Below are 16,031 nucleotides of genomic sequence, written 5' to 3' on the forward strand. Positions count from 1 at the left end.
AGCCAACACCCAAACTTCTCGAAGGTGCTGGCTTTTTTGCTTTTTTAGTACGTCCTTACTGGAAGAATCAATTGAAGAATCGAGTCGTCATGAAGTGGCTTCAGAACGAACGGTCTCATCGCTCCCGTGAAGTTTACATGGATTTCGGTTCCTTCAATGGCTTTTAACGCGTCCATCATATATTTCGCGCTGAAGGAGATTTTCAATTCCTCCCCTTCGATTGATTGGCTTTCCACCTGCTCGATGACCTTCCCGATTTCAGGCGTGTTTGATGAAATTTCAATGATTCCGCCATCAAGCGTCGAAAGTTTCACAACGTTATTACGTCCTTCTCTAGCCAGTAGCGATGCACGATCGATCGCTTGTAAAAATTCTTTTGTACTAAGGGTCAATTCTGTTTTCGTATCAGATGGAATCAATCGACTTGTGTCAGGATAGTTCCCTTCTAATAATCTCGAGAAAAATAATAAATGTTTCGCTTTGAACAAAACCTGGTTTTCCGTAATGACGATTTCAACGGGTTCATCCGTATCATCCAGAATCTTGTTCAACTCATTTAAGCTCTTTCCTGGAATCACGATATTGTAGGATGCATCATGATTTGTTTCGATCGGTGCTTTTCTCATGGCAAGTCTGTGACTATCTGTTGCAATACAGCTTAACTCCCCGTCTTCGATCTGACAGTTTACACCTGTCAAGATGGGACGTGTTTCTGAGGTGGACACTGCGAATACGGTTTGTCTAATCATCGTTTTAAGAAGATCCGTTGAAACCTTAATTCCGTTTCCTTCTTCTATTTGTGGAAGATGCGGATATTCTTCAGGATCCAGACCGTTTAAATTGAATTCTGCCTGCCCCGATCGGATGACTGTTTGGAAGTGACTTTGAACTTCGATTTCCACCGTATCTTTCGGTAATTTCTTTACAATCTCACTAAAGAACTTTGCCTGCAGGACAATGCCTCCTGTTTCCATGATTCCAACGATCTCAGTACCTTCTTCCTCACTCGGGATAAAGGATTCAATCGAGATATCCGAATCACTACCTGTCAATGTGACTCCATCTTCGGTGGCAATGATTTTGATCCCTGTCAGGATGGGAATCGTCGTTCTTGATGTGACGGCTTTCATGACGTCTTGGACGCTCTGGACTAGATGGTCCCTTTGAATAACAAATTTCATGATTTATTCCTCCAATTTGCACATAAGTTTATGGACTGAATCATATACTAATAATTTATTTAAAAAATAGTAATAGAAGTAGTAGGGCCTGTTGATATGTGGATAAGTGTGTGAATCGAACGTAAACACAGCCTATCCACATGTGGACAGACTGTGTGCTAGTTAGTCGGAGTTATTCACATTATCCAGTTTGGTTGTGTGTAGATTCAGGCCTTTAATGTTTCACGAATTTCCTTCAATTGCTGCTGAAGAAGTGCATCCGTTCCGAGTAATGTACTGATCTTCTCATGAGCATGAATGACAGTCGTGTGATCACGTCCGCCAAACTCTTCCCCGATCTTCGGAAGGGAGGAATCCGTCATTTCCCTGGATAAATACATGGCGATTTGTCTCGGAAATGCGATGGACTTTGTTCGTTTTTTCGCTTTGAAATCCTCGAGCTTCACATTGAAATGCTCGCCAACGACACGTTGAATTTCCAGGATGGTAATCGCCCTTGGCTTCGAGCTCGGGATGATATCCTTCAACGCTTCAGCTGCAAGATCTGCATTGATGTCTTTATTTATAAGAGAAGAGTACGCGACGACACGGATCAATGCGCCCTCTAGCTCACGAATATTGGAATCGATTTGATTAGCTATATAAAGCATGGCTTCATTTGGAATATCCAGTCCTTCAGCCTTTGCTTTTTTTCGTAAAATCGCAATTCTCGTCTCGAGATCCGGTGGTGTGATATCTGTAATAAGCCCCCATTCGAATCGAGAACGAAGTCTATCTTCAAGTGTCGGAATTTCTTTCGGTGGCCGATCACTGGAAATGACAATTTGCTTGCTTTCTTCATGTAAGGTATTAAAAGTATGGAAAAATTCCTCTTGTGTTTGTTCTTTACCCGCTAAAAATTGAATATCATCAATTAATAAAACATCTACACTACGGTATTTATTGCGAAAATCGACTGCTTTATTATCCCTGATGGAGTTAATGAATTCGTTGGTGAATTTTTCAGATGACAAGTAAACTACTTTCGCAGCAGGATTATGTTCGAGTACATAATGGCCGATGGCATGCATCAAGTGAGTTTTCCCAAGGCCGACTCCCCCATAAATAAATAAGGGATTATAGGCTTTGGCAGGTGCTTCCGCCACAGCCAAAGAAGCGGCATGGGCGAACCGGTTGCCCGAACCGATAACAAACGTGTCGAAAGTGTATTTGGCGTTCAGCATATTTTGATTGATATCCTGCTGATCATCATCTTTCATCGACTTTGGTGGTATTTGAATATCAAACTCTTCCGGCTCCTGGTTTTGAGGAATGATAAATTTCACGACTAGTTCTTCGCCCGTAATATCATACAAAACCCCTGAGATTAGCTGAGAGTAACGGCCTTCCAGCCAATCTCTTGCAAATTCATTTGGAGCTGTAATTACAAGGGTGTCCCCTTGAATGGAATGGGCCTTAGTTGATTTCAACCAAGTATCAAAGCTTGGTTTACTGATCTTTTTTTCAATATTTTCTAAGGCCTTGCTCCAAAGATCCCCGATATTCTCCAATCCTGATCCCTCCTTTTCTTAGTTTGTATAACTTCTGTACAATCATTACGCGCTATACAGTCCCTAAAATCACGCTATTTTATAAAAATACAATTCACTGAATGTGGAAAATATATATAATAAGGAAGGAAAATGGTTTTTCGACATTATCCACCACTTGTGGACAACGTTTTACAAACCCTCTGTATAAGTTACCCACATAATATCCACACTTTGTGGATAAGTTATTTCCTTAAACACAGTTATCAAGAGTGAAAACACAATAATCATATCAAAATATCCTTAGAGGTGCAATGCTTTTTAAATTTTATCCACAACCCCCAACACCTTGTGGAATGAAATTGTCCACAACCCAAGAACTTGTGAAAAAGTTGTCAGTATGTGTTGTGGATAATTTAAAACCATGTCGAATCCTATCCACAGGCACGTTTAATAGAAAAATGGGATAGGGTTTGTAGAAGGGAAATTATGATGAATAATTTGAGTGTTCTTGGAGATACCTGACGATCAGAGGAAATCTTTTAAAAAAGATTATGTGGTTAAAAGTGTAGCTGGCACCTTAAAAAGATTTGAAATGATTTTTTGTCTGATTATTAAAGAGTTTATTCTTATCAAACAAGATGTAAAACTCAAATAGTTGATTGAAGCGGAAGGTGCTCGACTCCTGCGGGAAACGCTGGACAGGTGAGACCCCGCAAGGCGAAGCCTGAGGAGGCTCACCGCCAGCCCCGCGGAAAGCGAGCACCTGCAGCGGAAATCAACCACCACTGGCTCCTAGCAAATGAGAAAAGACGGATTAAGTAGCACTTAAAAAGAAAAATAATCTGAGTGTTGACTTTTTATGGGTACCGTCTTTATAATAGTGAGGAATGTCTTTAACTTTTTTAAAGATATCCTTCAGGGAGGTGTCATAGATGAAAAGAACGTTTCAACCAAATAACCGCAAAAGAAAAAAGAATCACGGTTTCCGTGCACGTATGAGCTCTAAAAACGGACGCAATGTTTTAGCTCGCCGTCGCAGCAAAGGAAGAAAAGTATTATCTGCCTAGACCACTGAACTGACTCAGTGGTCTTTTTTTTCCTTTCTATTATGAGAAAAGACGATTTGGCTCGTTCGTATTTTGTTTTGCGAGAAAAAGTACTTATAATTTCATATGAATGAGCCAATAATGTCGAGGGTAGATCAAGACAAAAAGAAAATTAGGTGTGGTCCATGCGGAAAGAGCAAAGAGTCAAGAAAAATAAAGAGTTCCAGGAAATATTTAAAAAAGGAACATCTTTCGCGAATCGTCAATTCGTCTTGTATCTATTAAAGAAAGAAGAGCCTCAGCCATTTCGGATCGGAATTTCCGTCAGTAAGAAAATCGGAAATGCTGTTTGCCGAAATCAAATTAAGCGATATGTCCGGCAGGCCTTTTTAGAATTACAAGAAGAGGTACACGACCAGTACGATTATCTTATCATCGCCAGAAAACCGGCGGCCGAAATGAATTTCCATGAGGTGAAGGGGAGTCTCACCCATGTATTAAAAAGAGGAAAAGTATTGAAAAGGTCTTCTTATGGCAAATATGATAGGAAGAAGTCATAACATTTTGAGAGAATGACAGGTTTCGTCATCACAAGCCAAGGAAAAGATGTTACAATACGGGGGATTGTACTTTTTTGGTGCGGGTTGATGGTACTTGTTTACATTTAATTTGAAAGATATTAGTTGGGAGGAAAATAAGGGTGAAAAAGAGAATGATAGCCCTGGTGGGAATCATTGGGCTAATGGCTATTCTATCAGGTTGTACAGATTACAATAAGCCGATTACATCTGATAGTAGCGGAATATGGAATGAATATATTGTCTATCCTTTATCGCAATTGATTACAATGGTTGCAGAGTTCATGGGCGGATCTTATGGATTAGCGATTGTCATCGTTACATTGCTCATTCGTTTAGCGATTCTGCCATTGATGATCAAACAAACGAGAAATTCAAAAGCCATGCAGGCATTACAACCTGAAATGAAAAAACTGCGTGAAAAATATAGATCTAAAGATGCACAAACTCAGCAAAAGCTTCAACAAGAAACGATGGCTTTATTCCAAAGTCATGGGGTGAATCCGTTAGCGGGTTGTTTCCCATTGATCGTTCAAATGCCGATCTTGATCGGTTTCTACCATGCGATCGTTAGAACACAGGAAATTAAAGCGCATAACTTCTTATGGTTCGATCTTGGTAATCCGGATCCATACTATATTTTACCTTTAGTAGCAGGTTTAACAACGTTCATCCAACAAAAATTAATGATGGCGGGTACAGCGAATCAAAATCCGCAAATGGCCATGATGCTTTATATTATGCCGGTCATGATCATCATTTTTGCGATTAACTTCCCTGCAGCTCTATCCCTTTACTGGGTAGTCGGAAATCTATTCATGATTGCTCAAACTTACTTCATCAAGGGACCTGAGATTAAAGAAGCGCAAGCCGTCAAAGCTGGTGGGAATTCGGGAGGAAAGAAAAAGTGAGAGAAGTAGAAGTGACTGGTCAAACGGTGGAAGAAGCCATTGAATCAGCCTTGTCTCAACTGAATATCACCAAAGAAGAAGCAGAGATCGACGTCATTGATCAAGGTAAAAAAGGTTTATTCGGATTGTTCGGCGGAAGGCCGGCAGTCGTCAAAGTGAAGAAAGCGGTTGATCCGGTAGAGGAAGCGAAGGATTTTCTTATATCCGTTGCACGTGAAATGGGCGTGGAAGCGACCATAGAAGTGAAAAGGGATGGAAGAGATGTGGAATTCAACATTTCCGGTGAAAAAATGGCTCTATTGATTGGAAAAAGAGGGCAAACGTTGAATGCTCTTCAACATTTATCGCAATTGGTCGCCAATCGGGTATCCGGTCAGTTCATCACGATCCTGTTGGATGCCGAAAACTATCGGGAAAGACGGAAGCAGACGCTGACAACACTGGCGGAACGTTTAGCAGAAAAGGCACTGCGCACCAATCGCTCTGTTTCATTGGAACCGATGCCCTCTTATGAACGAAAAGTGATCCACACCGCTTTAGTGGATTCCAAAAGGGTCGATACCCATTCAGAGGGAAGAGAACCCAATCGATACATTGTCATTGCACCAAAATAATGAAAGACGATTCCTTTCGGGGGATCGTTTTTTTTATTGCTTCTGCCTGTAGAATCTTATTTTCACCCCGGTTTATTGTTATTCACATGTGGATAAGTTAAAATAATAGAGATGAGATGTTATCTGTGTGGATAACATTATTTGGTGACGAACAACGGGTTTCCTTTCTTTAGTATTAAAACGGATTGTGATATTCTAATAAATTGGGGAAACATTACTTTCTACTATACATTTCATATAAATAGATCAGCTATAAGAGAGGTGAACATAATGGAATTAGATACAATTGCAGCCATATCCACGCCGATGGGAGAGGGAGCGATCGCCATCGTCCGTTTGAGCGGTGACCAGGCATTCGAGATCGGTGATAAAGTCTTTAAGGGAATGAAAGGGATTTCTATGAAGGAATTTGCCTCCCATACCATTCATTATGGACATATCGTTGATCAGGGCACCGATCAGGTGGTGGAAGAGGTCATGGTTTCCGTGATGAGAGGTCCGAAGACATTCACACGGGAGGACATTATCGAGATCAACTGCCACGGAGGACTTGTGTCGGTGAATAAAGTTCTGCAGCTGGTGTTGAAAAACGGGGCGAGACTCGCAGAACCCGGTGAATTCACGAAGCGGGCTTTCCTGAATGGGCGAATCGATCTTTCTCAGGCAGAAGCCGTGATGGATCTCATTCGGGCGAAAACCGACCGGGCCATGAATGTAGCGCTGAATCAAATGGAAGGCCGCCTATCCAATTTGATCAGGAAGCTCCGTCAGGAAATTCTTGAAACACTTGCCCATGTCGAAGTGAATATCGATTATCCGGAGTATGATGATGTAGAAGAGATGACGCATAACGTCCTTCTGGAAAAATCCAAACACGTCCGGGATGAAATCGACCGGCTGGTCCGCACATCTGAACAAGGGAAGATTTTAAGGGAAGGTCTCTCTACGGTGATTATCGGAAGGCCCAATGTAGGGAAGTCCTCCCTCTTAAACAGCCTTGTTCACGAAAATAAAGCCATTGTGACGGATATCCCCGGGACGACACGTGATGTGATCGAGGAGTATGTCAACGTAAGGGGGGTACCGCTCCGTCTTGTTGATACGGCGGGGATTCGTGAGACCGAAGATATCGTTGAACGGATTGGCGTTGAACGCTCGAGACAGGTGTTAAAGGAAGCCGATTTAATTTTACTCGTGCTCAATTATGCAGATGAATTAACCTTTGAGGATGAACAGTTATTTGAAGCGGTGAGGGGAATGGATGTCATTGTCATCGTGAACAAAACGGATCTGCCTCAGAAGATTGATATAGATAAGGTAAGGGAACTGGCTGTCAATCATCAGTTGGTAACGACGGCTTTACTGGAAGAACAGGGAATCGATGAACTGGAAGAAGCCATTTCATCTTTATTCTTTGCGGGATCCATCGAAGCGGGGGATATGACATACGTATCCAACAGTCGTCATATCGCCTTACTCAACCAGGCATCCCTTGCAATCAATGAAGCGATCGACAGCGTGGAAATGGGGACACCGATTGATATTGCGCAGATCGATCTGACGAGAACGTGGGAACTATTAGGTGAAATCATCGGGGACAGTGTTCATGAAAGCCTGATTGATCAGCTGTTTTCTCAGTTCTGCTTAGGAAAATAAACACTATTATAAATGTGGACGGGACTTATCCGTCCTACAAGGAGGAAATAATAAACCATGCAATATGACGCAGGGCAATATGATGTCATTGTCATTGGTGCTGGCCATGCCGGGGTAGAAGCGGGACTTGCTTCTGCACGTATGGGAGCGAAAACGTTAATGGTAACCATCAACCTTGATATGGTCGCCTTTATGCCGTGTAATCCATCGGTTGGTGGACCGGCCAAAGGAATCGTTGTAAGGGAAATCGACGCTCTCGGTGGAGAGATGGGTCGTAATATAGATAAAACGCATATACAAATGAGGATGTTGAATACAGGAAAAGGTCCTGCTGTACGTGCGTTACGGGCACAGGCAGATAAATTCCTCTACCAGCATGAAATGAAACGGACAATCGAAAACGAACCGAACATGACCTTGATGCAGGGAATGGTCGAGGAACTGATCGTGGAGGATGACGAATGTAAAGGTGTCGTCACGATGACAGGTGCTGCCTACCGTGCCAAAACGGTCGTCATCACCACAGGTACCTTCCTTCGTGGTGAAATCATATTGGGAGACCTGAAATATTCAAGCGGTCCCAATAACCAGCAGCCTTCCATCAGACTTTCTGATCATTTGCATGAGCTTGGCTTCGATACGGTCCGGTTTAAAACCGGGACACCGCCGCGGGTCAATAGCTCGACGATCGATTATTCGAAAACAGAAATTCAGCCTGGTGATGACGTTCCACGGGCATTCAGCTATGAGACGACGAAATACATCACGGATCAACTTCCATGCTGGCTGACGTATACGAATGAACTGACTCATCAATTAATCGACGACAATCTTCATCGTTCGCCAATGTATTCAGGGATGATCAAAGGAACCGGACCTCGTTACTGTCCTTCTATTGAAGATAAAGTCGTGCGTTTCCACGACAAGCCGCGTCATCAGATCTTCCTTGAGCCGGAAGGAAGAAATACTCAGGAAGTGTACGTTCAAGGTTTATCAACAAGCCTGCCTGAAGATGTGCAGCAAAAAATCCTGCAGACCATTCCGGGTCTTGAGAAGGTCCAAATGATGCGCGCCGGTTATGCAATCGAGTATGATTCCATCGTACCGACGCAATTATGGCCGACCCTTGAAACGAAAAAAATTAAAAACCTGTATACCGCGGGACAAATCAATGGAACATCCGGCTATGAAGAAGCGGCTGGTCAAGGATTGATGGCCGGAATCAACGCTGCGTGCCGTGCTCTTGATAAAGACGAGGTGATCTTAAGCCGGTCCGACGCTTATATCGGGGTACTGATCGATGACCTTGTGACGAAAGGGACGAACGAACCGTATCGTCTCCTGACTTCCCGCGCGGAATACCGCTTGTTGCTCCGCCATGACAATGCTGATCTTCGTTTAACGGATATCGGTCATAAGATCGGATTGATCTCCGATGATCGTTTTGAGCGATTCACGGCGAAGAAAGAAACGATATCAGCCGAGAAGAAGCGACTTGAAACCGTCCGCATCAAGCCGACTGACGATACTCAAAGGGTTATCCGTGAAGCAGGCGGAAGCGAGCTGAAAGACGGGATATTGGCAGCTGATCTCCTGAAGCGTCCTGAAATGAATTACAGTCATATCAAGACACTCGTCCCAAACGACATCGAGCTTGATCCCGACGTAGAGGAGCAAGTTGAAATCCAGGTGAAATATGAAGGTTATATTGAAAAATCTCTTCAACAGGTCGATAAAATGAAGAAGATGGAAAATAAACGAATTCCTGAAAATATTGATTACAGTGCGATCAGCGGGTTAGCTTCTGAAGCAAGACAGAAATTAATCGAGGTCCAGCCTCTTTCCCTTGCCCAGGCATCCCGCATTTCAGGCGTGAATCCCGCAGATATCTCTATTTTAATGGTCTATATCGAGCAAGGGAAAATCGCCAAAGTATCCGGTGGTCAATAGAGGTAAAGGAAGGATAATTTCATGAACGTAAATGAATTTCAATCAATGCTTGAGGACAAAGGGATCTCCCTTTCTTCCAGGCAATTAGATCAGTTTGAACGCTACTATGAATTGCTTGTTGAATGGAATGAAAAAATGAATTTGACGGCAATCACTGACAAAGAAGACGTGTATTTAAAGCATTTTTACGATTCGATCAGTGCAGCATTTTATGTAGACTTCACGGAAGTTCAATCTCTTTGTGATGTTGGGGCAGGTGCCGGTTTTCCAAGTATCCCGCTTAAAATATGCTTCCCGCATCTACATATTTCGATTGTTGATTCCTTGAACAAGCGCATCACATTCTTAAATCATTTGTCCGATGAGCTGGGACTTGCAAATACCCATTTTTATCATGATCGTGCAGAGACCTTTGGAAAAAACAAGGCTCATCGCGAAAAATATGATATGGTTACAGCAAGAGCCGTAGCCAGAATGTCCGTATTAAGTGAATTATGCCTGCCGCTTGTAAAAAAAGGTGGCGCATTTGTCGCCATGAAGGCTTCTAATGTCAATGAAGAGCTGTCTAACGCAAAGAAAGCCATCGGGACACTTGGTGGACAAACGGATAAAATGTATTCCTTCCTTCTTCCTGAAGAGGAAAGTGAACGGAATATCGTGAAAATCAACAAAGTGAAAGAAACGCCTAACAAATATCCCAGAAAACCCGGGACACCGAATAAATTACCGTTAGAATAGTATTGTCACTCTCCTGCCTTAATTGGTCATGGTATAATTGACATATAGTGAGAAGGCAGGAAATTGACATATTTTAGAGAATATTAATAAAGGGAGTTTCTTAAAGGTGGTGTAGGAAGATGAAGCATCCTTTCTCTCGTTTTTTTGGCCTAGGTGAAAAGGAGCAAGATGTTGAATCTGAAGAGTCGAATGTAGTGGAAGAAGATCGTGATGAAGTGAGAAAGATACAGGTCTCGCAAATCATCCCGAATCGATTTCAACCAAGGACTGTGTTTAATGATGAAAAGATAGAAGAGTTATCCAGAACGATTCACACTCATGGCATCATCCAGCCGATCGTGGTGAGACAATACGATGATGACCAGTTTGAAATCATTGCGGGTGAACGGAGATACAGAGCCGTTCAAAAGCTTGGCTGGGAAACCGTACCTGCGATTGTGAAGAATCTTAACGATACCGAAACAGCCTCTGTCGCATTAATTGAGAACTTACAAAGAGAAGAGCTCTCTCCTATAGAGGAAGCAATCGCATATGGAAAACTGTTGGAATTACATGATCTAACCCAAGAAGCCCTTGCTCAACGCTTAGGAAAAGGACAATCAACCGTGGCGAACAAGCTTCGTCTCCTAAAGCTTCCAGAAGAAATTCAATCAGCTTTATTAGATAAACAAATCACAGAACGTCATGCCAGGGCTTTGATTCCTCTGAAGAATTCTGAAAAGCAGATCCAGCTTCTTCAAGAAATCATTGAAAAGAGCTTGAATGTCAAACAGACCGAAGACCGGGTTGTAAAAATGCAAGAAGGAACGACGCAAAAGCCGAAGCCTAAACGGAAGGCTTTCAGCAAAGACATGAGAATTGCCGTGAATACGATTCGACAATCGCTGTCCATGGTATCCGATAGCGGAATCAATCTCGACTCAGAAGAAGAAGAGCACGAGGAATTCTATCAATTCACCATTCGTATTCCGAAAAAAAAATAGATTCGTAGTCTAAAAGTGAGAAACATATCCGATCCGTTTCTCACTTTTTCTATTGCGAGCCATGGGATGTAAACCGAACAATAACTATATCCTATTTATGGTAACGTGTTCCTTTTTGAAAAATTGACAGACAATTATCCGGGAATTTTGATAGAATAAAAGAATACTGTGTAAAAATGAAATCAATTTTAGGAAGTCAAAAGGTAGGTGACAACCTTGGGCAGAATCGTAGCCGTTACAAACCAAAAAGGCGGGGTGGGAAAGACCACGACATCCGTCAATTTGGGGGCTTGTTTAGCTTATATAGGGGAAAAGGTTTTACTTGTAGATATCGATCCTCAGGGAAACGCCACTAGTGGTGTCGGCGTGGAAAAAGGGGATGTACAGCAGTGTATCTATGATGTGTTAGTGGATGATGTAGATGTTAAAGACACGATTAAACAATCAAAAGTAGAGAACTTATCGATTGTCCCTGCAACGATCTCACTTGCCGGTGCAGAAATTGAATTGGTTCCGACCATCTCCCGTGAAGTCCGTTTAAAGAAAGCATTGGAGAAGGTAAAGGACGAATTCGATTATATTATTATCGATTGTCCCCCTTCCTTGGGACTTCTGACGATCAATGCGTTAACCGCTTCGGATGCTGTCGTCATACCGGTCCAGTGTGAATATTATGCCCTCGAGGGATTAAGTCAGCTGTTAAGTACGGTCCGTTTAGTGCAGAAGCATCTGAATCATGACCTTATGATTGATGGTGTATTGTTAACGATGCTTGATGCCAGGACCAATCTGGGGATCCAGGTCATCGAAGAAGTGAAAAAATACTTTCAAGACAAAGTGTATCGCACAATTATCCCACGTAATGTTCGTTTAAGTGAAGCACCCAGTCATGGTGAACCGATTATCATCTATGATGCGAAATCCAGGGGAGCAGAAGTTTATTTAGAACTGGCAAAGGAAGTGGTGGCGAATGGCTAAAGGTTTAGGAAAGGGCATCAATGCTCTCTTTACCAATATGCAAACAACTCAAAATGAAGAGGCCGTCCAGGAAGTGAGCCTGAAAGAAATGAGGCCGAACCCTTATCAGCCACGAAAGATCTTTGAGCCGCAGGCAATCGAAGAATTGAAGGAATCGATCCTGGAACATGGGATCCTCCAACCAATCATTGTCCGTAAGTCCATTAAAGGATATGAGATTGTGGTCGGTGAACGCCGCTATCGTGCAGCCACAGCGGCTAAGTTAGAGACAGTTCCCGTTGTCGTGCGTGAATTGAAGGATCAACAAATGATGGAACTCGCCGTTTTGGAAAACCTTCAACGTGAGGACCTGACGCCGATCGAGGAAGGCGCAGCCTATCAAATGCTAATGGATAAGTTGAATCTTACACAGGAAGAACTGGCGAAACGATTAGGGAAGAGCAGACCTCATGTCGCGAACCATATTCGCTTACTCTCCCTCCCTTCACCCGTTCAGGAATTTATTTCTGAAGGGAAGCTGTCAATGGGACATGGCCGTGCCCTTCTTGGATTAAAAGATAAAAAGAAGCTGTCCATGATCGTCAATCGGATCCTTAAAGAATCATTAAACGTCCGTCAATTAGAAAAAATCATTCAAGAAGCCAATGACAATGTTCCACGTGAAACAAAAAAGACCGAGAAAAAAGATGTTTTCATCCAGGAACAGGAATCGCTCTTGCGTGAACGCTTCGGTACAACCGTAACGATTAAACATTCGAAGAAAAAAGGGAAAATCGAACTGGAATTCTTTTCGAAGGAAGACCTGGATCGGATTTTGGAGTTATTACAGTAACGTCATTGTAAAAAGGGACTGACTAAAGTGGTAGATCTCATGCCATTTAAGCCAGTCCTCTTCCATATAATACATACACTTTTCTTTGGGAAATAATTATAAGGAGAAACGTCATGGTACTTTTAGGAACGCTAGTAAATGGAGTATGTATTATCATCGGGACGCTTCTCGGGAAGATTCTGCACCGCATACCTGAAGATATGAAGGGAACGGTCATGAAAGCGATCGGACTTGCCGTTATCGTTCTTGGTTTACAGATGGGGTTGAAAAGCGAGAACTTTCTTATCGTGATCATCAGCCTTGCCCTTGGTGCTGCCTGGGGAGAGTGGATGAATCTAGAGGACAGGCTCAATGCCCTGGGAAACTGGTTGGAAACAAAGATAGGCAGCAAGAATGAAACGTCCATATCTCAAGGCTTTGTCACCGCCACCCTGATTTTTGTCATCGGGGCCATGGCTGTTATTGGTGCGCTGGATAGCGGGATCAGGGGAGATCATGATGTTCTTTTGACCAAGTCAATCATTGATGGATTTACGTCGTTAATTCTAACGACCACCCTCGGGATCGGTGTTATGTTCTCAGCGATTCCAGTCGTCCTTTATCAGGGAATCATTGCCCTATTCGCCACTCAAATCCATCAATGGGTGCCTCAGGAGCTCATGGATGCTTATATTGTCGAAATGACGTCAACAGGAGGCATCATGATTTTTGCGATTGGACTCAACCTCCTTGGTGTAACGAAAATAAGAGTCGCCAATTTACTTCCAGGCATCATCGTGGTAGGCATGGTGGTTGGAATCATCCACGCCTATCAAATGTATATGTAATCAAAAAGGGAGATGGCGGAACGCGCCATCTCCCTTCTTTATTGTTGCAGTTCTTCCCGCCATTTTTCAATACTGACGGCATTTCTCCGTTCTACAGAATGACCCGCCAGCACAATTGCTTCAGCAATCGTCCTCGCCATTTTCATGACAAGATTCAAACGTGTATTCTGCAGGACAAAAAACTCCATGAACCCACTGACATTTACTATACCGGTCAAATGAATCTCCCCGACCTCAGGTAACTCTTTATTTACGCCGGCTCCTGGTCGTAAGGGACCTTCATTTAATTGAATGGCTCCAACACTCTTTAATCGCCCGAGACAGGCATCCACACCTATGATAAAGGGATTGATATGTTTCGACGCGATTTCCTTTAGCTTCTCTTCCAGATTGACAGCGTGGATCGGGTCATCCAATGTTCCATAGACATGGAATGGTTTGATATCCTGTTCCTCTATTAATGTACCGACCAAGGGTCCAAGTGAATCCCCTGTAGAGCGGTCGGTGCCGATACAGACAAACACAATGGGTCTTGTACGATAATAAGTGGGAAGCATCGAAGACAATTGAACTGAAAGCTCCTGTGCTGCACCCTCTTCCTGATGAAGGACTCTAAAAGGTTCAGGTCTTCGTTCAAATAATCCTTTTTTTAGATTCATCGCTTCCACTCCTTTGGATGAGTTTAAGAGGTGACCTTGCGCCCGCCGTCCCCTTAAATCACAGTCAGAATTTTAAGTACTATCAGTATACGGACGAATTCTTTTTTTCATACATAAGTTGGCCCGATTTTTCATAAAATAAAAATTTTCTAGAATCTATTCTTTATGAGGTTATATCTACACAAGGAGAGGGAAAGTTGATAAAATAAGGAATACTTCTTATTGAATGATAAGTGGAGGTTCGATAAATGACAGATACAAAAGCTGAAGCTAAAAAAGTTGCAGATAAAATTATAGATAATGATTTATGGGTTGCCTTAGGGTCAGGTACCTTAAAAATTGTTGCGATTATGGTCATTACCTATATTGCACTAAGGTTAGGAAGGTCGGCTATCCGAAACGTATTCAAAGTACGTTCTCGTTCCCCTCTTAAGTTTACTGAACGAAGGGAAGCCACATTATCCAAACTGTTGGAGAACGTATTGACCTATGTGATCTATTTCATCAGTCTGATGACAATATTGTCGACGCTTGACATCGATGTAAAAGGACTCATCGCCGGTGCCGGTATCGTCGGCCTTGCCGTCGGTTTCGGAGCGCAGAATCTGGTGCGTGATATCATCACCGGTTTTTTCATTATCTTCGAGGATCAATTTTCAGTAGGCGATTATGTTCGCATCGGTTCTGCAGAGGGAACTGTCGAAGAAATAGGCCTGCGAACGACAAAGATCAAAAGCTGGACCGGGGAATTACATATCTTTCCCAATGGGAATGTTACGGAAGTAACGAACTACTCCATTCATAACAGTATTGCTGTCGTGGATGTCAGCATTGCCCATGAGGAGAATATTGAAGAAGCAGAGAAAGTGATGCAGAAACTTCTTCTCGCTTTGCCGCAAAAGTATGAGGAACTTGTGAATCCACCAGAGCTGTTGGGGATTCAAACCCTGGGTGCATCTGACATTGTAATCCGGATTGTGGCTGAAACCGTGCCGATGAGTCATTGGTATATGGCCAGGATGATCCGAAAAGAAGTGAAACTATGTCTGGATGAGCATGGTATCGAGATTCCGTACCCTCGAATGGTGATGTATTCACGTAAAGATGAAGAAGAGCTTCACCCCCGTGAAGAGAAACAAAGAAGACTTGAAAGCGAATGAGGAGGAGTAACCAGTGGAACCAAAGACATTCACATTAAATGATATTGTAGAAATGAAGAAGCCTCATCCATGTGGGACGAACCGCTGGAAAGTGATCCGTATGGGGATGGATATTCGCATCAAGTGTGTCGGGTGCGGTCACAGTGTCATGATCCCCAGAAAAGACTTTGCGAAAAAAATGAAAAAGGTCATTTCAAGCGGTGAAGAAGAATAAGTATTCTTTTTTTACCCATAATTCTTTTGACCTAATCCACCTTATGGTTACTTGAATGCAATCAAGGGCATCCACTCGTTTTCTCAAGAGCGGATGCTTTTTTCTGCAGGAATGTTTTCCTATGGAACACCGGAAGCTTCACTTGTCTTTTCCCACTATTATCTCTATAATT

At 42.8% G+C, this 16,031-nt stretch carries 16 protein-coding genes; 13 read left to right on the top strand and 3 right to left on the bottom strand.

Features of this window, described 5'->3' with window-relative positions; genetic code table 11:
* Positions 1-44: 44 nt before the first annotated feature.
* Complete coding sequence (gene dnaN / locus ACSQ2E_RS00185; RefSeq protein ID WP_435988827.1) at positions 45-1,181, bottom strand: DNA polymerase III subunit beta; 1,137 nt, start codon at positions 1,179-1,181, stop codon at positions 45-47.
* A 206-nt stretch (positions 1,182-1,387) separates the two neighbouring features.
* On the bottom strand, positions 1,388-2,731 hold the full coding sequence (dnaA, locus tag ACSQ2E_RS00190; protein ID WP_435988828.1) for a chromosomal replication initiator protein DnaA: 1,344 nt from the start codon (positions 2,729-2,731) through the stop codon (positions 1,388-1,390).
* A 914-nt stretch (positions 2,732-3,645) separates the two neighbouring features.
* Between dnaA and rpmH the strand changes: the two genes are divergently transcribed.
* The 11 genes from rpmH to ACSQ2E_RS00245 all read left to right on the top strand — a co-directional run bounded on the left by rpmH (position 3,646) and on the right by ACSQ2E_RS00245 (position 13,826).
* On the top strand, positions 3,646-3,780 hold the full coding sequence (gene rpmH, locus ACSQ2E_RS00195; RefSeq protein ID WP_034764748.1) for a 50S ribosomal protein L34: 135 nt from the start codon (positions 3,646-3,648) through the stop codon (positions 3,778-3,780).
* A gap of 164 nt (positions 3,781-3,944) precedes the next feature.
* Positions 3,945-4,319 carry a ribonuclease P protein component gene (gene rnpA, locus ACSQ2E_RS00200; protein WP_061811180.1) on the top strand — a complete coding sequence of 125 codons (375 nt, stop codon included), beginning with the start codon at positions 3,945-3,947 and terminating at the stop codon, positions 4,317-4,319.
* A gap of 140 nt (positions 4,320-4,459) precedes the next feature.
* Positions 4,460-5,248 (top strand): YidC family membrane integrase SpoIIIJ, encoded by a 789-nt coding sequence (gene spoIIIJ, locus ACSQ2E_RS00205; protein ID WP_435988829.1) that lies wholly within the window; start codon positions 4,460-4,462, stop codon positions 5,246-5,248.
* Positions 5,245-5,862 carry an RNA-binding cell elongation regulator Jag/EloR gene (gene jag, locus ACSQ2E_RS00210; RefSeq protein ID WP_435988830.1) on the top strand — a complete coding sequence of 206 codons (618 nt, stop codon included), beginning with the start codon at positions 5,245-5,247 and terminating at the stop codon, positions 5,860-5,862. The genes spoIIIJ and jag overlap by 4 nt, the downstream gene beginning before the upstream one ends.
* 270 nt (positions 5,863-6,132) lie before the next feature.
* Entirely contained in the window at positions 6,133-7,518 is a 1,386-nt protein-coding gene (gene mnmE / locus ACSQ2E_RS00215) for a tRNA uridine-5-carboxymethylaminomethyl(34) synthesis GTPase MnmE (protein WP_435988831.1), read from the top strand.
* A 57-nt stretch (positions 7,519-7,575) separates the two neighbouring features.
* A complete protein-coding gene (gene mnmG / locus ACSQ2E_RS00220) occupies positions 7,576-9,468 on the top strand; it encodes a tRNA uridine-5-carboxymethylaminomethyl(34) synthesis enzyme MnmG (RefSeq protein ID WP_435988832.1) in 1,893 nt (630 codons plus the stop codon).
* A 21-nt stretch (positions 9,469-9,489) separates the two neighbouring features.
* Entirely contained in the window at positions 9,490-10,206 is a 717-nt protein-coding gene (gene rsmG / locus ACSQ2E_RS00225) for a 16S rRNA (guanine(527)-N(7))-methyltransferase RsmG (RefSeq protein WP_435988833.1), read from the top strand.
* A gap of 119 nt (positions 10,207-10,325) precedes the next feature.
* The gene (noc, locus tag ACSQ2E_RS00230; protein WP_336201483.1) at positions 10,326-11,189 is read left to right on the top strand and encodes a nucleoid occlusion protein; all 864 of its coding nucleotides are present in this window, start codon (positions 10,326-10,328) and stop codon (positions 11,187-11,189) included.
* Positions 11,190-11,405: 216 nt separating this feature from the next.
* Entirely contained in the window at positions 11,406-12,167 is a 762-nt protein-coding gene (locus ACSQ2E_RS00235) for a ParA family protein (protein WP_435988834.1), read from the top strand.
* Positions 12,160-12,999, top strand: a complete 840-nt coding sequence (locus ACSQ2E_RS00240; protein WP_435988835.1) for a ParB/RepB/Spo0J family partition protein — start codon at positions 12,160-12,162, stop codon at positions 12,997-12,999. The genes ACSQ2E_RS00235 and ACSQ2E_RS00240 overlap by 8 nt, the downstream gene beginning before the upstream one ends.
* A 113-nt stretch (positions 13,000-13,112) precedes the next feature.
* Positions 13,113-13,826: a DUF554 domain-containing protein gene (locus tag ACSQ2E_RS00245; protein ID WP_435988836.1), complete on the top strand. Its 714-nt coding sequence runs from the start codon at positions 13,113-13,115 to the stop codon at positions 13,824-13,826.
* A gap of 38 nt (positions 13,827-13,864) precedes the next feature.
* Here the strand turns inward: ACSQ2E_RS00245 and yyaC are convergent, their stop codons facing one another.
* Positions 13,865-14,485, bottom strand: a complete 621-nt coding sequence (gene yyaC, locus ACSQ2E_RS00250; RefSeq protein WP_435988837.1) for a spore protease YyaC — start codon at positions 14,483-14,485, stop codon at positions 13,865-13,867.
* A gap of 248 nt (positions 14,486-14,733) precedes the next feature.
* Between yyaC and ACSQ2E_RS00255 the strand changes: the two genes are divergently transcribed.
* Complete coding sequence (locus ACSQ2E_RS00255) at positions 14,734-15,645, top strand: mechanosensitive ion channel family protein (protein ID WP_435988838.1); 912 nt, start codon at positions 14,734-14,736, stop codon at positions 15,643-15,645.
* 13 nt (positions 15,646-15,658) lie between these two features.
* Positions 15,659-15,859, top strand: a complete 201-nt coding sequence (locus ACSQ2E_RS00260; RefSeq protein WP_034764770.1) for a DUF951 domain-containing protein — start codon at positions 15,659-15,661, stop codon at positions 15,857-15,859.
* The last annotated feature ends 172 nt before the right edge of the window (positions 15,860-16,031 follow it).

This window comes from Rossellomorea sp. LjRoot5 (assembly GCF_964253455.1).
Taxonomy (GTDB): domain Bacteria; phylum Bacillota; class Bacilli; order Bacillales; family Bacillaceae_B; genus Rossellomorea.

Coding starts and splice junctions, on each gene's coding strand:
- dnaN (WP_435988827.1), bottom strand. CDS start 1,181: ATGAAATTTGTTATTCAAAGGGACCATCTAGTCCAGAGCGTCCAAGAC.
- rpmH (WP_034764748.1), top strand. CDS start 3,646: ATGAAAAGAACGTTTCAACCAAATAACCGCAAAAGAAAAAAGAATCAC.
- rnpA (WP_061811180.1), top strand. CDS start 3,945: ATGCGGAAAGAGCAAAGAGTCAAGAAAAATAAAGAGTTCCAGGAAATA.
- mnmE (WP_435988831.1), top strand. CDS start 6,133: ATGGAATTAGATACAATTGCAGCCATATCCACGCCGATGGGAGAGGGA.
- mnmG (WP_435988832.1), top strand. CDS start 7,576: ATGCAATATGACGCAGGGCAATATGATGTCATTGTCATTGGTGCTGGC.
- rsmG (WP_435988833.1), top strand. CDS start 9,490: ATGAACGTAAATGAATTTCAATCAATGCTTGAGGACAAAGGGATCTCC.
- noc (WP_336201483.1), top strand. CDS start 10,326: ATGAAGCATCCTTTCTCTCGTTTTTTTGGCCTAGGTGAAAAGGAGCAA.
- ACSQ2E_RS00240 (WP_435988835.1), top strand. CDS start 12,160: ATGGCTAAAGGTTTAGGAAAGGGCATCAATGCTCTCTTTACCAATATG.
- ACSQ2E_RS00245 (WP_435988836.1), top strand. CDS start 13,113: ATGGTACTTTTAGGAACGCTAGTAAATGGAGTATGTATTATCATCGGG.
- yyaC (WP_435988837.1), bottom strand. CDS start 14,485: ATGAATCTAAAAAAAGGATTATTTGAACGAAGACCTGAACCTTTTAGA.
- ACSQ2E_RS00255 (WP_435988838.1), top strand. CDS start 14,734: ATGACAGATACAAAAGCTGAAGCTAAAAAAGTTGCAGATAAAATTATA.